Here is an 18,570-nt window from a genome sequence, read left to right on the forward strand (position 1 = left end):
ACGGATGCTCAACCGGGTCAGGGGGTGTCGAACAGGGCGCTGACGGACTCGCCGTCGTGGATCCGTCGCATGGCCTCGGCCAGCGCGGGGGCGATGGACAGGACGGTCAGCTTGTCGCTCGGCTTGGGCGGCGGCACCGTGTTGGTGCAGACGATCTCGGCGACCTCGGGCAGCGCGCTGAGCCGGTCGATCGCGTCGGCCGCGAAGAGACCGTGGGTGCAGGCGATCCGCACCGACTCGACGCCGCGCTCGCGCAGCCGGTCGAGCAGCTCGATGACCGTGCTGCCCTTGGCGATCTCGTCGTCCAGGATGATCACGTCCTTGCCGGCGACCTCTCCGATCACCGAGCTGATCACCACCCGGTCGTCGGCGAAGCGCTGTTTGGCGCCCATCGCCACCTCGGTGCCGAGCAGCCGGGCGAAGGCCGCGGCCTCCTTGGCGTTGCCCAGGTCGGGCGAGACGACGACCGTGTTGGACAGGTCATACCGCCTGAAGTGGGCGGCCAGCTCGCGCAGCGCGTGCAGGTGGTCGACGGGCACGCTGAAGAAGCCGTGGACCTGGGGTGAGTGCAGCGTCATCGCGAGCACCCGGCTGGCTCCCGCGGCCACCATCAGGTCGGCGATCAGTCGCGCGCCGATCGAGATGCGCGGCGCGTCCTTCTTGTCGGAGCGCGCGTAGGCGTAGTGCGGCAGCACCACGGTCGTCCGGGCGGCCGACGCGCCCCGCGCGGCGTCGAGCATGAGCAGGAGCTCGACCAGGTGTTCCTGCGTGGGCGGGACCAGTGGCTGGATCAGGAAGACGTCGCGTTCTCGGCAGTTGGCCTGCAACTGGACCTGAAGGACGTCGTTGGCGAACCGGTTGATCTTGACGGGATGGAGCGGCGTGCCGAGGTGGGCGCAGATCTCCTCGGCGAGCTCCGGGTGGGCGGAACCGCTGAAAACCGTGATGTCTCGCACGATTCACAGAGGATATCCGTACCGGCCCGCGAGATCTCCTCCGGCGGGTTCGCGGCGCCCCGGAACGGGTCTGACCTGCCAATACGTCGACGTGCGGGCAGGTATGGGGTTCGCGGTCAGCGGGAAAGGGTGCCGTGGGGGGGAGGCGTCGCTCGTGGTGATCGCTGTTTGCCTGGGGGCGGCGTGCCTCCTGGGCCTGGGCTACGTGGCCCAGCAGCATGCCGCCTACAACCTGCCTCTGGGCGAGATGTTGCATCCGCGCCTGCTGCTGGATCTCGCGCGCGCACCGCTGTGGCTCATGGGGATCGGCCTGATGGTCTGCGGGCAGCTTCTCGGCGCGTTCGCGCTCTGGCAGGCCAGCGTGGCGAAGGTCCAGCCGATTCTCGCGACGAGCCTGCTGTTCGCGCTGACCGCCGCCCACGTCGTCTACAAGGAGCACTTCGCTCTCATGGAGTGGCTGGGGGCCGTGCTGGTGAGCGGCGGCGTGACGCTGTTCCTGTTCTTCGGGGAACCACACGGGGGTCATCCGCCCCCGCACAACTCCCTGCGGTGGCTCGTGGTGCTGCTCGTGCTCGTCGTCGCGGCCGTGCTCGTCTTCGCCGGGCGACGCTGCGCTCTGGCGACCAAGGCCATGTTGCTGGCGGCCGCGGCCGGAGTGTTGTACGGACTCCAGGACGTGCTGACGCGCAGCACGGTGATCTCGCTCGGCAACGGGCCGGGCGCCGCCCTCATGACCTGGCAGCCGTATCTGTTGCCCTGCGTCGCCGTGGTCGGGCTGCTGCTCAACCAGAGCGCGTTCGACGCCGCGCCGCTGCGGATCTCGTTGCCGGCCACCACCGCCGCCGAACCGATCGTCGCCATCGTGCTGGGCGTCGCGATCTTCGCCGAGAAGTTGCAGGTCACGCCGGCGGCGCTCGCGGCGGAAGTGATCGGCCTGATCGCGATGGTGACGGGGATCATCATCCTCGGGCGGTCCCCGTTTCTTGCCAAATCGGAACAGGAGGCCGCCCAGCGGCCGGAGGAGCCGGAATGATGATCTCGATTGTGCTGGCGTTGTGCGCCGCCGTCTCCAACGCGGTGGCCTCGAACCTTCAGCGGATCGCGGCGCGAACGGTGCCCGAGAGCAAGGCGTTCCGGCTGGCTCTCATTCTGGATCTGATCCGGCGTCCGGTCTGGCTGGGCGGGATCGTCGCCCTCATCGCGGGGTTCGCCTTTCAGGCGGCGGCGCTGTCGACGGGGCCGCTGGCCCTGGTGCAGCCGGTGCTCGCCACGGAGCTGCCGTTCACGATGGTGCTCCTCTCGCTGATGTTCAAGATGAGGCTGGAGGGGCGCATCTGGCTGGCTGTGGCGATGATGAGCGTGGGACTGGCGCTCTTCCTGTTCAGCGCCTCGCCCAGCACAGGACTTGAGCCGCCCAGCACGAAGGTGTGGATCCTGGCGGCGATCGTGACGGTCGCGGTGGTGATCGGGCTCTGCCTGCTGGCGCGACTGATCGAGGGTGACGGCCGAGCCGCTCTGCTGGGGGTGGCGACGGGCATCGGGTTCGCCTTCACCGCCGCGTTCATGAAGCAGAGCACCTCCATCCTTGGGGAGGGCTTGGCCACTCTGGCGACCTCCTGGCAGCCGTACGCGATGGTGGCGGCGGGACTGTGCAGCCTGTTCCTGTTGCAGAACACGTTGCAGAGCGGGACGCTGGTGGCCGCGCAGCCGGCGTTGACGATCAGTGATCCGGTCGCGAGCATCCTCTACGGCACCATGATGTTCGGCGAGAGCGTCCGGACGGGCCCCTGGATCATCCTGGAGGCGATCGGCATCGGTTCGATCTTCTTCGGCAGCTTCCTGCTCGCCAAGTCTCCGCAGGTCAGGGCTCAGTTGCTAGCCCAGACGAAGCCCAAGCAGCGGAGCTGAGATGAGACGCGCCTCGGCGGGCGGCGACAGGAAGAGAGCCGACGCCCGGGCGACCTGGTCGTGGCGCCGGCCCGGGTCCGTCAGCCGGTCGAGCGCGTCGAGGAGCTCCGCGCCGGTCCGCGCGTGCGCGCTCACGCCCGCCCGTGCCATGGCCAGCGCGCCGTCGCGACCGTGGCCCGGTATGGGGCGGTAGGAGACGACGGGCAGGCCCGCCGCGAACGCCTCCTCGCAGGTGAGCCCGGCGGCGTTGTCCACCAGCGCGTAGGCCGCCGACATGAGCTCCGGCATGTCCTCCCGCCAGCCGAGGACCGGCCCGGTCCGGGCGGAGGTCAGCCGGCGGCGCAGCCCGTTGTTGTGCCCGCACAGGATGACCGGCGTGTACCTGCCGGAACGCGCGAGGATGCGGGCGGTCCGCGCCACCTCGCCCACCCCCCAGGATCCGGCCGAGACCAGCACCAGCCGGTCGCCGGGAGCCGCGCCGATCCGGTCGCCGACCCGGGCCCGGCTCCTGTCCCGATCGGCAGTGGACGTCGGCGCTCCGGAGGAGAGGCGGAGGAAGCCGGGGCGTACGACGGGGGCATGGTGGAACGAGGGTCGCCCGGTCGCGGCGGCGAGACGCGGGATCACGGCGGGGTTCGGGCACAGGTACCGGTCGTTGCCCGGATGCAGCCAGAGCCGGTGCACGGCGAAGTCGGTCACCAGGACGGTGCTGGGCGCCGGCAGCTCGCCCCGCCCTCGCAGTCTCCCGGTCACCTGGGCGGCCAGGTGGAAGGCGGAGATCACCTCGTCCGGCGGCCGGTGGGAGATCAGGCGGCGCAGACGGGCCCCGGCCAGGACGGTCAGCGGCGAGGTCGACGGGGCGCGTTTGCCGACGAAGAAGACCCGGTAGATGACTTCGTACAGCCATGGCGCGCGCGTGATCATCCAGTGGTACCAGTGGCGCAGCAGCGGGCCCAGCCCCATGGGAAGCAACCGGAGGACATCGATGATCTCCACCTCGGCGCCCTGCGCGGCGAGCCGCCGGGCGAGTTCCGCGGCCACCTGGTCGTGGCCGGTGCCCATGGCGGCGCTGATGATCAGGAGGCGCCGGCCGGCCGCCTTCACGCTCCGCTCCACGGGGGCGTGAGGTGGCGCGGTGGGCGGCCCTCCCGGTGGCGCTGGCGGGTCTGGCGCTGGTCCACGCCGGCCCGGCCGTCACCTGGCTGCCCGCGGTGCGGCGGGCGCTGCCGGGCCTGGCCGGAGTGGGCAGCGCCGGGCACGTGGCGCTGACCTTCGACGACGGCCCCGATCCGCGGTCCACGCCGCGTTTCCTGGAGGAGCTCGGGCGGCTCGGTTGCCGGGCGACGTTCTTCGTCCTCGGTGAGATGCTGGAGCGCCATCCCGAGGTGGCCCGCCGCATCGTCGCCGAGGGCCACGAGCTGGGTCTGCACGGCTGGCGGCACGTCAACACCCTTCTCGCCCGGCCCGGAGAGGTCGCCGCGGAGATGGGCCGGGCGGTGGACCTGGTGCAGGAGGTCACTGGATTCCGCCCTGTCTGGTATCGCCCGCCGTACGGTGTGCTGAGCGCCGAGGCGCTGGTCGCGGCCCGGCTGTGCGCGTTGCGGCCGGTGCTGTGGACCGTGTGGGGCAGGGACTGGACTGCCGAGGCGAGCCCGGCGTCGGTCCTGGCGACGCTGCTGCCCGGTCTGCGGGGTGGTGCGACCGTCCTGCTGCACGACTCCGACCACACGGCCGCGTCGGAGTGCTGGCGGTCGGCGCTCGGCGCGCTGCCCGAGGTGGTGGACCGGTGCCGTCGGATGGGGCTGCGGGTGGGGGCGCTGCGCGAGCACGGGGTCGCCGGGGCGGGCGCGGTGTCCGGCGCCGCCTAGCACCGCGTCCCCCCGGTGCGGCGGTGCTGTGGTGGGCTGGGCATGCGGTCCTCCTCCGTGCTGGGCGAAGATCACGTGTCCGCGGACCCGTACCGATAAAACAGTGATTTCGGAAATATTTGGCTTATGGGCGATTCCGGATGGATGGTGCGAAGAGAAGTCGCATGAATGCGTAAATTCGACACCGAGGCCGCGTAATAGATGCCGATGAATGGCGACTGTGTAGTTTTGTGGCACCACTCGGTGGAGATTCCGTAGCAATGGCATCGCAGCAGGACTGCATGCACAATTTCATATCGAAGGCCAAGCGGGAGAATTTCCCCGTGGCCTTGCGAGTGCTGCCGCGTGCCTACCGGCGGCACCTGCTCGCCGTGTACGGGTTCGCGCGATTCGTCGACGACCTGGGCGACGAGGCCGCGCCGGATGACCGGTTGCGGTTGCTCGGCGACGTCGAGTCCGACCTGGCACGCCTGTACGCCGGATCGAGCCCGCGCCTGCCACCCGTCCGGGCGCTCGCGCGAACCGTCGAGACCTGTTCGATTCCGGCCGAACCCTTTCGCCGGCTGGTGGAGGCGAACCGGCGCGACCAGACGGTCAGCCGTTACGACACCTTCGATGACCTGCTCGGCTACTGCGAACTGTCCGCGAACCCCGTCGGGCACCTGGTGCTGCACGTGTTCGGCGCGGCGGCTCCCCGGCGGCTGACCCTGTCCGACCGGGTGTGCTCCGCGTTGCAGATCATCGAGCACTGCCAGGACGTGGGTGAGGACTACGCGAGGGGCCGGGTCTACCTGCCCGGCCGGGAGCTGCGCCGGTTCGGTTGCGCCGAGACCGACCTGGCCGGCGCGACCACGCCGGAGGCGCTGCGCCAGGTGGTGGCCCTGCAGACCGGACGGGCCGCGCGGATGCTGAAGGACGGGCGCCCGCTCGTCGCCTCGTTGTCCGGATACGCCCGCCTGGCGGTCGCCGGATACGTCGCGGGGGGCCTCACCACCGTCGCGGCGCTCGAACGGTCGGCTCATGACGTCCTGGGACAGGCCATCCGCCCACGCCGCAGCCGTTCGCTGGCCTCGTGGCTCCGCATTCTCGCGACATGGAGGTGACGAACCGGTGACCGTGTCCCACGCGTACCGGCGCTGCGAACAGATCGTCCGCACGCGGGCGAGGAACTTCTCCTACGGGATCCGGCTGCTGCCGGCGCCGAAGCGCCGCGCGCTCAGCGCCGTGTACGCCTTCGCCCGCCGGATCGACGACATCGGGGACGGCGACGGGCCCGCCGAGCAGCGGCTCGTCCGCCTGTCGGAGGCCCGTGCCGCGCTGCGCGAGGCTCGGCCCGACGACGACAACCTCGTGATGTACGCCCTGGCCGACGCGGCCCGCCGCTACCCCATCCCGCTGGAGGCGTTCGAGGAGCTGATCGACGGCTGCGCGGCGGACGTGCGCGGCACCACCTACCAGGACTTCGAGGACCTGCTCTTCTACTCCCGATGCGTCGCCGGCTCGATCGGCCGGCTGTCGCTCGGCGTCTTCGGCGCCGACGACCCCAAGGCCGCCGCGCCGCTGGCCGACGCGCTGGGCGTGGCGCTGCAGATCACCAACATCCTGCGCGACGTACGCGAGGACCGGCTGGCCGGCCGCGTCTACCTGCCGGCGGAGGATCTGGAGCGGTTCGGCTGCACGCTGGACGTCGACTCCTCCGGCCGGTTCACCGACGCGCCGCAGCGGCTGGCCGCGCTCGTCCGGTACGAGGCCGAACGGGCCCGCGAGTGGTATCAGGAGGGAATCCGCCTGGTGCCCCTGCTCGACCGGCGCAGCGCGGCGTGCACCGCCGCGATGGCCGGCATCTACCGGTCCCTGCTCGACCGCATCGCCGCCCACCCCGTCGAGGCGCTGACCGCCAGATCGTCGCTGCCCACGTGGCGGAAGACGACGATCGCCGCCCGCGCCCTGATGGGCGGACGCTCGTGAGCGGCGCACCGCCGGCTCCGATCGCGGTCGTGGGGGGCGGGCTCGCGGGCATCGCCGCGGCCGTCGCCCTGGGAGAGGCCGGGCACGCGGTCACCCTGTACGAGGCCCGCCCGCGGCTGGGCGGCGCCACCCATTCGTTCGAGCGTGACGGGCTGCTCGTGGACAACGGCCAGCATGTGTTCCTGCGCTGCTGCACGGCCTACCGGGGGTTGCTCGACCGGATCGGCGGCGCCGGCCGGGTGCGGCTGCAGGACCGGTTCGACGTCCGGGTCCTCACCCCGCAGGGCCGGACGGGACGCCTGCGCCGGACGGCGCTGCCGGGGCCGTTCCATCTGATGCCCGCTCTCGCGACCTACTCCCTCCTGCGGCCGGCTGACCGGTTGCGCGCGGTCCGCGCCTCGCTCGCGCTGACCCGGCTCGACCCGGCGGACGCGGCGCTCGACCAGGTCGACCTGGCGAGCTGGCTGGCGGCCAACGGCCAGCGCGATCCCGCGCGGGAGGCGCTCTGGGAGCTCTTCTCGATGGCGGCGCTGAACGTCGGCGCCGACGAGGCGGCCCTCGGGCCGGCGGTGAAGGTGTTCAGGACCGCCCTGCTCGGCCGGGCCGACGCCGCCGACCTCGGCATTCCGGCCGCGCCGCTCGGCGAACTGCACGGCACCGCCGCCCAGGACGCCGTCAAACGGCGTGGCGGCGAGGTGCGGCTGTCGGCGAAGGTCACGGCCATCGAGCCGGGCCCGATGATCGTCGTGGACGGCGACCGGATCCCGGTGTCCGCGGTGATCGTGGCGACGCCGCACGAACAGGCCGCCAGGATCGTCCCCGTCGCGGCCTCGCCCGACAAGGACCGCTGGCAGGGGCTGGCCGCGAGCCCGATCGTCAACGTGCACGTCGTCTACGACCGTCCGGTCACCGACCTGCCGTTCGCCGCCGTCGTTGGCTCGCCCGTGCAGTGGGTCTTCGACAAGACCCGCGTGGCCGGGCTGGCCAGGGGCCAATACCTCACCATCTCCGTGTCGGCCGCCGACCGGTGGATCGACCTGCCGACCGCGAAGATCCAGGCCGAGTTCGTGCCCGCGATCGAGCGGCTGTTTCCCGAGGGACGGCGGGCGCGGCTCGCCGACTTCTTCGTCACCAGAGAACGGCGCGCCACCTTCCGCCAGGGGCCGGGCAGCGGCGCGCTCCGGCCTGGGGCCGCCACCAGGTGGTCCGGGCTCTTCCTCGCCGGCGCGTGGACCGACACGGGCTGGCCCGACACGATGGAGGGTGCGGTGCGCAGCGGACTCAACGCGGCCGGACTGGTCAGACGGCACCTGCTACTACGGGCCGCCTCATGACTCCGGTCGTGCCCGCCGTGGTGGCGGCGGCCAGGCGGCTGGTCGACCCGGTCCTGCGTGAGGCGGTCGGCCGGCTGGACCCGATCACGGCCCGGGTGGCCGGCTATCACTTCGGCTGGACCGAGGAGCCGGGCGGAGCTTCGGCGGGCGGCGGTTCCTCAGGCGGTTCGCGAGGAGGTTCTTCAGGAGGTTCCTCAGGAGGGGGCAAGGCGCTGCGGCCCGCGCTGGTGCTGCTCTCCGCCAGGGCGGCCGGAGGCGACGCCGAGCGGTGCGCGCCGGCCGCCGCGGCGGTGGAGCTCGTGCACGCGTTCTCGCTGCTCCACGACGACCTCATGGACGGTGACCGGATGCGCCGGCACCGGCCGGCCGCCTGGACGGTGTTCGGCGGCTCCGAGGCCATCCTGGCGGGTGACGCCCTGCTGGCGCTGGCCGGGGAGCTGCTGGTCGAGCGCGACGGCCCCGGCCACCTGGACGCGGCGCGCTCGCTGAGCCTGGCCGTACGAGGGCTCATCGCGGGCCAGGGAATGGACCTGGAGTTCGAACGACGCGACGACGTGAGCCTCGACGAGTGCCTGCGGATGTCGGCGCGCAAGACCGGTGACCTGCTCTCGTGCGCCTGCTCGATCGGCGCGATGACGGCCGGCGGGCCCGCGGAGCTGGTCGAGGCGCTGGCGGCCTTCGGGGCCGAGGCCGGTCTCGCCTTCCAACTGGCCGACGACCTGCTCGGCATCTGGGGCAGCCCGGAGACCACCGGGAAGCCGGTGCGGTCGGACCTGCGCGCCCGCAAGAAGAGCCTGCCGATCGTCGCGGCCATCACCGGCGGTGGCGCGGCGGGCGAGCGCCTGGCCCACCTCCTGGCGCGGCCGGAACCGCTGCCGGAGCAGGACCTGGTGGAGGCGGCCCGGCTGGTGGCCGAGGCGGGCGGGCGTACCTGGGCCGAGACCGAGGCCAAACACCGGCTCGACACCGCCGGTCGCCACCTCGCCGGCGTGGAGATGCCCGCAGCCGTCCGGGAGGAATTCCTGGACATCGCCAGATTCATCACAGCCCGGGATCACTGACATGACCACAGTCGAGACCCTTCCGTCCGCGTCCAGCGCCCAGCTGGCCCTCGACGCCGCGTGCGACCACCTGATCGGCCTCCGGTCCCCGCAGGGGTGGTGGAAGGGCGAGCTGCAGACCAACGTGACGATGGACGCCGAGGACCTGCTGCTGCGGGAGTTCCTCGGCATCCGGTCCGAGGACGACACGGCCGAGGCGGCCCGCTGGATCCGCTCCGAGCAGCGGGCCGACGGGACGTGGGCCAACTTCCACGGCGGGCCGCCCGACCTGTCCACCACCGTCGAGGCCTACGTCGCGCTGCGGCTGGCCGGCGACCCGGTCGACGCCCCGCACCTGCGGACCGCCGCCGAGTACGTCCGGCAGGCCGGCGGCATCGAGGCGACCCGGGTCTTCACCCGGATCTGGCTGGCGCTGTTCGGCCAGTGGTCGTGGGAGGACCTGCCCGTCCTGCCGCCCGAGCTGATGTACCTGCCGCCGTGGGCGCCGCTCAACGTCTACGACTGGGCGTGCTGGGCCCGGCAGACGATCGTCCCGCTCACCGTGGTCAGCGCGCACCGGCCCGTGCGCCCGCTCCCGTTCGACCTGGCCGAGTTGCGCACCGGCCGCCGGATGAGGCGGGGCGCGCGTACGGGATGGGAGGGGGTGTTCCGCGGCCTCGACCGGCTGCTGCACCACTACGAACGGCGGCCCGTGAAGGGCGTGCGCGCGGCGGCGCTCCGTCGTGCCGCCGAGTGGATCGTGGCCCGGCAGGAACTCGACGGCTCCTGGGGCGGTATCCAGCCCCCCTGGGTGTATTCGCTGATCGCGCTCAACCTGTCCGGCTACGACGTCGGCCATCCCGTCATGCGCAGGGGGATCGAGGGGCTCGACCGCTTCACCATCCGGGACGCCGGGGGCCGCAGGCTGGAGGCCTGCCAGTCGCCGGTCTGGGACACCGCGCTCGCGGTCAACGCGCTCCTGGACGCCGGCGTCCCGCTGGACCATCCCGCCGTCGCCGAGGCCGCCGGCTGGCTGCTCGGCGAGGAGATCAGAGGGCCGGGCGACTGGACGGTGCGCCGGCCCTCGCTGGCGCCTGGCGGCTGGGCGTTCGAGTTCGACAACGACGGCTATCCCGACGTCGACGACACCGCGGAGGTCGTCCTCGCGCTGCGCCGGACGCTCCATCCGGAGGCGCGGCCGGCGATCGACCGCGGCGTGCGCTGGATGGTCGGCATGGCGTCCCGTGACGGCGGCTTCGCGGCGTTCGACGCCGACAACACCCGCACGTTGTGCACCAGGCTGCCGTTCTGCGACTTCGGCGCGGTGATCGACCCGCCGTCGGCCGACGTGACCGCCCATGTCGTCGAGGCGCTGGCGTACGAGTGGCCGGCCGGCTCGCCGGAGCTGCGGCGCGCCGTCGTCTGGCTGCTGAAGGCGCAGGAGGCGGACGGGTCGTGGTTCGGCCGCTGGGGGGCCAACCACGTCTACGGGACCGGCGCCGCGGTGCCCGCCCTGGTCGCGGCCGGGGTGCGTACCGAGGCGCGGTGCGTGCGGCGGGCGGTCGCCTGGCTCACGCGCCACCAGAACGAGGACGGCGGCTGGGGCGAGGACCTGCGTTCGTACCACGATCCGGGATGGATCGGGCGCGGGGCGTCGACGCCGTCGCAGACGGCCTGGGCGCTGCTGGCCCTGCTCGCCGCCGGGGAGAGCTCGCCCGTGGTGGAGCGGGGCGTGCGGTGGCTGGTGGAGCACCAGCGCCCGGACGGCACCTGGGACGAGCCGCACTTCACCGGGACCGGCTTCCCCGGCGACTTCTACATCAACTACCACCTGTACCGGCTCGTCTTCCCGATCAGCGCCCTCGGCCGTTACCTGAGCGCCCGCCCGGCAGGGGAGAGCCAGGTGCCGGAAGAGTCGGCACCGGGGGAGACGTCGTGACGGAGCTGCTGATCTGCACCGCCCTGGGCCTGGAGGCGTGGGCCGTGCGGCGCGGCCTCGACGCCTCCGCGACGGGTGTCCGGGTGATCCGGACAGGGATGGGGCCGCGCCGGGCGGCGCGCGCGGCGGCGGTCCTGCCGGAGTCCGGCGCGCTGGCCGTGGCCGGTTTCGCGGGCGCGCTCGACCCGGCTCTGCGGCCGGGTGACGTCGTGGTGGCGAACGAGGTCCGCTTCGGCGGGCAGGTGTTCCCGTGTCTGTCGGCGCCGCTGCTCGCCGGGGAGCTGACCCGCGCCGGCCTGTCCGTACGCACCGGCCCGCTGCTGACCTGCGACCACGTGGTGTCGGGAGTCGAGCGCCGGCGGCTCGCCGGGTCGGGAGCGCTCGCCGTCGACATGGAGACCGGCCCGCTGGCCGCAGCGGCGGACGGCCGGCCGCTGGCCGCGGTGCGGGTCGTGGTCGACACCCCGCGCGCGCCGCTGCTGAGCGCGGCCACCCTGCGCGGCTTCAACCTGGCCCGCCGCGCGCTGACCCAGGTCGGCCCGGTTCTGACGCGCTGGGCGGCGGCCGCCGCGCCCCGGACGGTGCTGCTGGCCGCCCCCCGGTCGTTCTGCGCCGGAGTGGAACGCGCCATCGAGATCGTGGAACGGGCGCTGGAGCGCGACGGCCCGCCGGTCTACGTGCGCAAGCAGATCGTGCACAACGAGCACGTCGTCCGGGAGCTGGAGCAGCGCGGGGCGGTCTTCGTCGACGAGCTCGACGAGGTCCCCGCCGGCGCCGTCACGGTCTTCTCCGCCCACGGCGTGGCGCCGAGCGTGCGGGACGAGGCCGGCGGCAGGAACCTGCGCGTGATCGACGCCACCTGCCCGCTGGTCGCCAAGGTGCACGCCGAGGCCCGCAGGTTCGCCGGGCGCGGCCGTCAGGTCGTCCTCATCGGGCATGCCGGGCACGAGGAGGTCGAGGGGACGCTGGGGGAGGTCCCGGACTCGCTGCTGGTCGAGGACGTGAGCCAGGTCGCGGAGCTGAGCGTCGACCGGCCGGTGGCCTACCTGACGCAGACGACGCTCGCCGCCGACGAGGCGGAGGAGGTCGCCGCGGCGATCCGGGCGCGGTTCCCCGACGCGGAGGGACCGGCGCAGGACGACATCTGTTACGCGACGACCAACCGGCAGGCGGCCGTGCGCGCGGTCGCCGACGAGGCCGGCCTCGTCCTCGTCGTCGGGTCCGCCAACTCCTCCAACTCCCAGCGGCTGGTGGAGGTCGCCGGCCGCCTGACACCCGCGTATCTCGTCGACGACCCCGGCGACATCGCACTCGAATGGCTCGCGGGCGTCGCGACCATCGGGCTGACCGCCGGCGCCTCCGCCCCGCCTCCGCTCGTCGACGCCGTCGTGACGGCCCTGCGCGGCCTGGGCGCGGTGCTGGTCGAGGAGCGGAAGGTCGCCCAGGAGACCACCAGGTTCACGCTTCCCAAGGAGGTGCTGTCATGACGATTCCGGTCCGCCAGAGCCTGCGTGTCGGCGGTTACATCCTGAGCAACAAGCTGCGGCGCCGGTCGAAGTTCCCGCTGCTGGTCGAGTTGGAGCCGTTGTTCGCCTGCAATCTCGGCTGCGCCGGTTGCGGCAAGATCCAGCATCCCGCCGACGTGCTGCGGCAGCGCATGCCCGTGGAACAGGCCGTGGCAGCGATCGAGGAGAGCGGCGCCCCGATGGTGTCGATCGCGGGCGGCGAGCCGCTCATGCATCCGCAGATCGGGGACATCGTCCGGGAGCTCGTCGCGCGTAAGAAATACGTCTACCTCTGCACCAACGCGCTGCTGATCCCGAAGAAGATCGACCAGTTCGAGCCGTCCCGGTACTTCGCGTGGACGGTGCACATCGACGGCCTGCGCGAGCGGCACGACGCGTCGGTGTGCAAGGAGGGCGTGTTCGACGAGGCGGTCGCCGCCGTCCGCGAGTGCCGCCGGCGGGGCTTCCGCGTCACCACGAACACCACCTTCTTCAGCACCGACAGTCCGCAGACGGTCGTCGACGTGCTCAACTACCTCAACGACGACCTGGCCGTGGACCAGATGATGATCTCTCCCGCGTACGCCTACGAGAAGGCGCCGGACCAGGAGCACTTCCTCGGTGTACGGGAGATCCGCGAGCTGTTCCGCAAGGCCTTCGCCGGGGGCAACCGCGGCAGGTGGCGGTTCAACCACTCGCCCCTCTTCCTCGACTTCCTGGAGGGGAAGATCGACTTCCCATGCACGGCGTGGGCGATCCCGTCCTACTCGTTGTACGGCTGGCAGCGGCCGTGCTATCTGATGGCCGACGGCTACGCCCGTACGTATCGGGAGCTGGTGGAGGAGACCGACTGGGACTCCTACGGCCGGGGCCGCGACGCCCGGTGCGCCAACTGCATGGCGCACTGCGGATACGAGCCCACGGCGATGTTCGCCACGCTGGGCTCACTCAAGGAGACGCTCAGGGCGGTGCGGAGCCGCTGACCGCTGCGGGGGGTCACCCGAAGCGCCGCATGAGGCGGCGGAACGGGCCGGGAGCGGCCCCGCGCAGCCGCGCCGGCAGGCGGAGCCAGCCCGGCACGTACGACTCGGACCGCTCGTTCCGGATGGCCGCCACGATGCCGCGCGCCACCCGCTCCGGCGGCATGGGCCGCGGCCAGGGGCGGTCGTAGGGGACGCCCCGCCGCTCGAAGAAGGGGGTGTCCACCACGCCGGGCAGCACCACCGACACGCCGACCCCCGGGCTCGCGCGCAGCTCGTCGCGGAGCGCGTCGGCGAAGGCGACGAGCCCCGCCTTGGTCGCGGAGTAGACCGCCTCGCGTCCCACGCCGATCGCGCCGGCGATCGAGGCGACGAGGACGACGTGGCCGCGCCCCGCCTCGACCATGCCGGGCAGGAGCAGCCGGGTCAGCTCGATCGGGGCGGTCAGGTTGACCGTGACGAGCCCCGCGACCCTGTCCGGCGGCATCCGCGCGAAGTCGCCGGCCCATCCCGCCCCGGCGTTGTTGACCAGGATGTCGACGGAGCCCGCGAGCCGGGCGAGGGTGCGGGCGCCGGTCGTGATGTCGGCGACCACGGCCCGCCCGCCGGTCTCGGCCGCGACCGCCTCCAGCCGCTCGCGGTCACGGCCCGTCAGCACCAGCCGCGCGCCGGCGTCGGCCATGGCCCGCGCGGTCGCCGCGCCGATGCCCGAAGAAGCGCCCGTGATCAGGACGCGGGCGCCGTCAAGTCTCATGACGACCACGTGTCAACCTCATGTGGCCGACGCTAGTGCGCGCCGGGCCGGTCGGTCGACCGCGACGCACCGCCGGGAGTTTTGTCCGTATTGCCGGATAAGAAGGGTCTCGCATGACCATGTCGGTACTGGCCTGCGGGCATGCAGTTGAGTATGGCTGACCTTCCATTTCATGACCGCCGCGACTTCGACGACGCGGCCCGCGGCTTCATCGCGAAGCTCACCCCGGCGGTCATCAGAACCGAGGACGGCAGGGTCATCTGGGACAACGACTCCTACGGATTCCTCCAGGAGGAATGTCCGAAGACGGCGCATCCGAGTCTCTGGCGGCAGGGGCAGCTGTGCGCCAGGCAGGGCCTGTACGAGGTGACCGACGGCGTCTACCAGGTCCGCGGGCTGGACCTGTCGAACATGACGATCGTCGAGGGCGACACCGGGGTCGTCGTCGTGGACCCGCTGCTGTCCACCGAGTGCGCAGCGGCGGCGCTCCGCCTCTACCGGAGCCACCGGGGCGACCGGCCGGTCACCGGCGTCGTCTACACCACCCCGCACGCCGACCACTTCGGCGGCGTGCGGGGCGTCACCGACGGCGCGGTGCCGATCCTCGCGCCCGCCGGATTCCTGGAGCGGGTGGTGGCCGAGCAGGTCTACGCCGGGCCGGCGACGAGGCGCCGGGCCGCCTACCTGTACGGGCCCGCGCTGGACCGCTCGCCGACGGGCCAGCTCGGCTCGGGCGTCGGCATGACCATCTCCACCGGCACGGTCTCGCTGATCGCGCCCTCGGTCCTCGTCACGCGTACCGGGCAGGAGGAGGTCGTCGACGGCGTGCACATGGTCTTCCAGCTCACCGAGGCGTCGGCCGAGATGAACTTCCTCTTCCCCGACCGCCGCGCCCTGTGCCTGGCCGAGAGCGCCACCCACAACCAGCACAGCATCCTGCCCCTCAGCGGCGGGCCGGTCCGCGACGCCCGCGGCTGGGCCCGCTACCTGACCGGCACCCTGGGGATGTTCGCGGGCCACGCCGACGTGGCCTTCGCCTCGCACCACTGGCCCACCTGGGGCGGCGAGGACATCGCGCGCTTCCTGTCCCAGCAGCGCGACCTGTACGCCTACCTGCACGACCAGACCCTGCGCCTGATGAACAAGGGACTGACCGGGCCCGAGATCGCCGAAGCCGTGCGCATGCCCCCGGGCCTCGAACGGGTCTGGCACGCCCATGGATACTCCGGCTCGGTCAGCCACAACGTCAAGGCCATCTACCAGCGCTACCTGGGCTGGTTCGACGGCAATCCCGCGCACCTGTGGGAGCACCCGCCGCGCGAGAGCGCCCTGCGCTACGTGGAGTGCCTGGGCGGCGGGGCGGCCGTGGTGGCCTACGCCAAGGGCTACGTCGAGGAGGGCGACCTGCGCTTCGCCGCGCAACTGCTCAACCACGCCGTCTTCGCCGACGAGGGCAACAAGGAGGCGCGCGACCTGCTGGCCGAGGTCTACACGCGGCTCGCGTACGGCGCGGAGAACGGCACGTGGCGCAACTTCTACCTGATGGGCGCGCTGGAGCTGGCCGAGGGCATCGTGCCGGCCGGCCCGCGCGCCGCCTGGCCGCACCTGGCCGTGGCGCTGGGCGTCGAGCAGATCTTCGACTCGATCGCCATCCGGATCCACGGGCCGAAGGCGTGGAACGAGTGCCTGGCCATCGACTGGCATCTCACCGATCTCGGCGAGTGTTACCGTACGACACTGTCCAACGGCGCCTTCACGCAGCAGTTCGACCCGCCTGACGGACCCGTCGACCTGACCCTGCGGCTGACCCGGGCGCAGCTCATCGGCCTGCTGGCCGGCCGGGGCGTCGAGGGGGTCGAGCGCGAGGGCGACATCGGGGTGCTGCGGCGGCTGGTGGCCGTGCTCGACGGGCCGCTGCCCGACTTCGCCGTCGTCACGCCCTGACCCTCATGATCGACGGCGATCAGCGCAGGCGGGCTCTCGGCATCTGCCTGGTGGCGGCGTTCATGTCCGGGCTGGACGTGAGCATCGTCAACGTGGCGCTCCCCTCGATCCGCGACGGGCTGCACGCCTCCGCGGACGGACTGCAGTGGATCGTGTCGGGCTACGCGCTCACGTTCGGACTGCTGCTCATCCCGGCCGGGCGGCTCGGCGACGCGCGCGGCCGCAAGACCGTCTTCCTGGCCGGCGTGGCGCTCTTCACCCTCGCCAGCGCCACCTGCGGCCTGGCCACCAACATGCCCCTCCTGATCGTGTCGCGGCTGGTCCAGGGCATCGGAGCGGGACTGATCAACCCGCAGGTGTCGGGGCTGATCCAGCAGATGTTCCAGGGGGGCGGGCGAGGGCGGGCGTTCGGCGCGCTCGGCGCCGCCATCGGGCTGTCCACGGCGGTCGGGCCGCTGGTCGGCGGTGGGCTGGTCACGGCGTTCGGCCACGAGGAGGGCTGGCGGTGGGTGTTCCTGGTGAACCTGCCGATCGGGATCGTGCTGCTGCCGCTGGCCTGGAAGGTGCTGCCGGCTGCCGAGACGGCCGGCCGGCGGGAGAGCCTCGACCCGGTCGGCGTGTCGCTGCTGGGCCTGGGCGTGACGGGGCTGCTGTTGCCCTTCATCCAGGCGCAGCAGTGGCCGGGCGGCGCCAAGTGGCTGCTGATCCCGGCCTCGCTGGCCGTGCTGGCCGGGTTCGTGGCGTGGGAGCGGGCCTACCGCAGGGAGCCGCTGATCGACCTGTCGCTGTTCCGGCTGCGTACGTACAGTCTGGGGACGATCATCGCGATGCTCTACTTCGCCGGCTTCACCGGGATCTTCTTCATCTTCACCCTGTACCTGCAGAACGGCCGCGACTACAGCGCGCTGCTGGCCGGGCTGGCGATCACGCCGTTCGCGCTGGGATCGGCCTCGGCGTCGGTGGTCGGCGGCCGGCTGGTGACGAGGATGGGCCGGCTGCTGGTCGCGATCGGGCTGGCCACGGTGGTCGTCGGCCTGGCCCTGACCATGTTCGCCACCGAGCTCGTACCAGGGCGGGACGTGGGGGTGGCGACCGCGCTGCCGCTGCTGCTCGCGGGCATCGGCAGCGGGCTGGTGATCTCGCCCAATCAGGCGATCGCGCTGTCGCAGGTGCCTCCCGCCGGTGGGGGGAGCGCGGCGGGCGTGCTGCAGACCGGCCAGCGGCTGGGATCGTCGATCGGCATCGCCGTCGTCGGCTCGACCTTCTTCGGGTCGCTCGGCCAGGGGTGGGCGAGGGGGTTCAGGCACGGCCTGATGGTGGTGCTGATGTTCGTGGCGATCGCGCTGGCCGCCGCCCTCTACGACCTGATCCTCGAACGCGTCCAGAGAACCCGCTGCCGGATTTGATACCGTCGGTGCCGCCGTGCGCCACTGCCGACCGAGGAGGTGAGACCGATCATCGCTGTGACAGGTCGGGCCTTCCTCTCCCGCATGGCCTAGGGAGTGCCCGCAGAAGGCATCCCCCGAAAGGCTTGAAACGCTATGCGCTTCAACTCCGAGACGTCGTCCGACGGTGTCTCCGAACAGCTCTTCACCCTCGATGACGTGCCCGGTGTGCTGTGGACGCCGGAGGGCGCCACCGGCACTCGTCCCCTGATCCTGATGGGACACGGCGGCGGTCAGCACAAGAAGGCCCCCGGCGTCCCGGTCCGTGCGCGCCGCTTCGTGGCCGAGTGCGGGTTCGCGGTGGTGGCCGTCGACGCGCCCGGCCATGGCGACCGGCCGAAGGACGAGGAGTACAACCGGATCGCGACCGAGAACCAGGCTCGGGTGGACGCCGGAGAAGAGCTGGCTCCGCTCATCGCCGGGTTTCAGCGTGATCTGGCGTGGAACCCTGGGCGTTCACGCCCGGGAGGAAACGACAGCGCGGGAGGGCCGCCAAGGCCCGAGCGGTGCGGTGACCGGTAGGCCGTGGAGCGGCTCAGCCCGGGCGTTCTTCGTTTCCTATCCCGGTGGCATGGGGTTGGCGATAATGTGTTCGAGGTGAAGCTGGTGGTGCGGGTGAAGCTGCTGCCGACGCCTGAGCAGGCGGCGGCGCTGGAGGCGACGTTGCGCGCGGTCAACGACGCGGCCACCTGGGTCTCGCAGCTCGCCCACGACCGGCGGGTGTTTCGCAACTACGATCTGCGCAGGCACGTCTACGGGCAGGTCAAGGACAGGTACGGGCTGGCGGCCCAGGCCGCGCAGCACGTCATCAAGAAGGTCGCCGACGCCTACACCACCCTGCACGCCCATGTCCGCAACGGCCATCTGGGCAGGCCCGGCTCCGCCCGGCGTGAGCGGGTGCTGGCCCGGCCGATCGTCTTTCGCCCCGG

Annotated in this window: 16 protein-coding genes and 1 pseudogene; 14 read left to right on the top strand and 3 right to left on the bottom strand. The window is 72.3% G+C overall.

The window, feature by feature from the left end; translation table 11 throughout:
• Window positions 1-17: 17 nt before the first annotated feature.
• Window positions 18-956, bottom strand: a complete 939-nt coding sequence (locus tag AC5L3X_RS32850; protein ID WP_494862199.1) for a ribose-phosphate diphosphokinase — start codon at window positions 954-956, stop codon at window positions 18-20.
• Between the two features lie 154 nt (window positions 957-1,110).
• Between AC5L3X_RS32850 and AC5L3X_RS32855 the strand changes: the two genes are divergently transcribed.
• Together AC5L3X_RS32855 and AC5L3X_RS32860 are read left to right on the top strand one after the other, a co-directional pair.
• On the top strand, window positions 1,111-1,989 hold the full coding sequence (locus AC5L3X_RS32855) for a DMT family transporter (protein ID WP_494862201.1): 879 nt from the start codon (window positions 1,111-1,113) through the stop codon (window positions 1,987-1,989).
• Entirely contained in the window at window positions 1,986-2,864 is an 879-nt protein-coding gene (locus AC5L3X_RS32860) for a DMT family transporter (protein ID WP_494862202.1), read from the top strand. The genes AC5L3X_RS32855 and AC5L3X_RS32860 overlap by 4 nt, the downstream gene beginning before the upstream one ends.
• On the opposite strand, the gene AC5L3X_RS32865 is transcribed toward AC5L3X_RS32860, so the two are convergent.
• Complete coding sequence (locus AC5L3X_RS32865; protein ID WP_494862204.1) at window positions 2,832-3,968, bottom strand: MGDG synthase family glycosyltransferase; 1,137 nt, start codon at window positions 3,966-3,968, stop codon at window positions 2,832-2,834. The genes AC5L3X_RS32860 and AC5L3X_RS32865 overlap by 33 nt on opposite strands.
• Window positions 3,969-3,991: 23 nt before the next feature.
• Between AC5L3X_RS32865 and AC5L3X_RS32870 the strand changes: the two genes are divergently transcribed.
• From AC5L3X_RS32870 to hpnH, 8 genes are all read left to right on the top strand, one after another.
• Entirely contained in the window at window positions 3,992-4,732 is a 741-nt protein-coding gene (locus AC5L3X_RS32870) for a polysaccharide deacetylase family protein (protein ID WP_494862206.1), read from the top strand.
• 281 nt (window positions 4,733-5,013) lie between these two features.
• Window positions 5,014-5,835 (top strand): squalene synthase HpnC, encoded by an 822-nt coding sequence (hpnC, locus tag AC5L3X_RS32875; RefSeq protein ID WP_225263236.1) that lies wholly within the window; start codon window positions 5,014-5,016, stop codon window positions 5,833-5,835.
• Between the two features lie 7 nt (window positions 5,836-5,842).
• Complete coding sequence (gene hpnD / locus AC5L3X_RS32880) at window positions 5,843-6,700, top strand: presqualene diphosphate synthase HpnD (protein WP_225263235.1); 858 nt, start codon at window positions 5,843-5,845, stop codon at window positions 6,698-6,700.
• Entirely contained in the window at window positions 6,697-8,034 is a 1,338-nt protein-coding gene (gene hpnE / locus AC5L3X_RS32885) for a hydroxysqualene dehydroxylase HpnE (protein WP_494862209.1), read from the top strand. Before hpnD ends, hpnE begins: the two co-directional genes overlap by 4 nt.
• Entirely contained in the window at window positions 8,031-9,095 is a 1,065-nt protein-coding gene (locus AC5L3X_RS32890) for a polyprenyl synthetase family protein (RefSeq protein WP_494862210.1), read from the top strand. Before hpnE ends, AC5L3X_RS32890 begins: the two co-directional genes overlap by 4 nt.
• 1 nt (window position 9,096) lies before the next feature.
• A complete protein-coding gene (gene shc / locus AC5L3X_RS32895; RefSeq protein ID WP_494862212.1) occupies window positions 9,097-11,013 on the top strand; it encodes a squalene--hopene cyclase in 1,917 nt (638 codons plus the stop codon).
• Window positions 11,010-12,500: a 4-hydroxy-3-methylbut-2-enyl diphosphate reductase gene (gene ispH / locus AC5L3X_RS32900; RefSeq protein ID WP_189124460.1), complete on the top strand. Its 1,491-nt coding sequence runs from the start codon at window positions 11,010-11,012 to the stop codon at window positions 12,498-12,500. The genes shc and ispH overlap by 4 nt, the downstream gene beginning before the upstream one ends.
• Window positions 12,497-13,501, top strand: a complete 1,005-nt coding sequence (hpnH, locus tag AC5L3X_RS32905; RefSeq protein ID WP_494862214.1) for an adenosyl-hopene transferase HpnH — start codon at window positions 12,497-12,499, stop codon at window positions 13,499-13,501. The genes ispH and hpnH overlap by 4 nt, the downstream gene beginning before the upstream one ends.
• A gap of 13 nt (window positions 13,502-13,514) precedes the next feature.
• Here hpnH and AC5L3X_RS32910 read toward each other — a convergent pair whose 3' ends face one another.
• Window positions 13,515-14,252 (bottom strand): SDR family NAD(P)-dependent oxidoreductase, encoded by a 738-nt coding sequence (locus AC5L3X_RS32910; RefSeq protein WP_494862216.1) that lies wholly within the window; start codon window positions 14,250-14,252, stop codon window positions 13,515-13,517.
• Window positions 14,253-14,405: 153 nt separating this feature from the next.
• Here AC5L3X_RS32910 and AC5L3X_RS32915 point away from each other — a divergent pair, with 153 nt between their 5' ends.
• The 4 genes and pseudogenes from AC5L3X_RS32915 to AC5L3X_RS32930 all read left to right on the top strand — a co-directional run.
• Window positions 14,406-16,196, top strand: coding sequence for an alkyl/aryl-sulfatase (locus AC5L3X_RS32915; RefSeq protein ID WP_494862218.1), 1,791 nt, complete (start codon window positions 14,406-14,408; stop codon window positions 16,194-16,196).
• 5 nt (window positions 16,197-16,201) lie between these two features.
• A complete protein-coding gene (locus AC5L3X_RS32920; protein WP_494862220.1) occupies window positions 16,202-17,602 on the top strand; it encodes an MFS transporter in 1,401 nt (466 codons plus the stop codon).
• A 135-nt stretch (window positions 17,603-17,737) separates the two neighbouring features.
• Complete coding sequence (locus AC5L3X_RS32925) at window positions 17,738-18,163, top strand: hypothetical protein (RefSeq protein ID WP_494862221.1); 426 nt, start codon at window positions 17,738-17,740, stop codon at window positions 18,161-18,163.
• Window positions 18,164-18,238: 75 nt separating this feature from the next.
• A pseudogene (locus AC5L3X_RS32930) lies at window positions 18,239-18,570 on the top strand (RNA-guided endonuclease TnpB family protein); the annotation flags it as partial.

The sequence above is a fragment of the Nonomuraea sp. CX421 genome (assembly GCF_059358955.1).

Excerpts from the sequence above, each read along its gene's own strand:
- AC5L3X_RS32860 (WP_494862202.1), top strand. The coding sequence starts at position 1,986 with ATGATGATCTCGATTGTGCTGGCGTTGTGCGCCGCCGTCTCCAACGCG.
- hpnC (WP_225263236.1), top strand. The coding sequence starts at position 5,014 with ATGCACAATTTCATATCGAAGGCCAAGCGGGAGAATTTCCCCGTGGCC.
- AC5L3X_RS32890 (WP_494862210.1), top strand. The coding sequence starts at position 8,031 with ATGACTCCGGTCGTGCCCGCCGTGGTGGCGGCGGCCAGGCGGCTGGTC.
- shc (WP_494862212.1), top strand. The coding sequence starts at position 9,097 with ATGACCACAGTCGAGACCCTTCCGTCCGCGTCCAGCGCCCAGCTGGCC.
- hpnH (WP_494862214.1), top strand. The coding sequence starts at position 12,497 with ATGACGATTCCGGTCCGCCAGAGCCTGCGTGTCGGCGGTTACATCCTG.
- AC5L3X_RS32910 (WP_494862216.1), bottom strand. The coding sequence starts at position 14,252 with ATGAGACTTGACGGCGCCCGCGTCCTGATCACGGGCGCTTCTTCGGGC.
- AC5L3X_RS32915 (WP_494862218.1), top strand. The coding sequence starts at position 14,406 with ATGGCTGACCTTCCATTTCATGACCGCCGCGACTTCGACGACGCGGCC.
- AC5L3X_RS32920 (WP_494862220.1), top strand. The coding sequence starts at position 16,202 with ATGATCGACGGCGATCAGCGCAGGCGGGCTCTCGGCATCTGCCTGGTG.
- AC5L3X_RS32925 (WP_494862221.1), top strand. The coding sequence starts at position 17,738 with ATGCGCTTCAACTCCGAGACGTCGTCCGACGGTGTCTCCGAACAGCTC.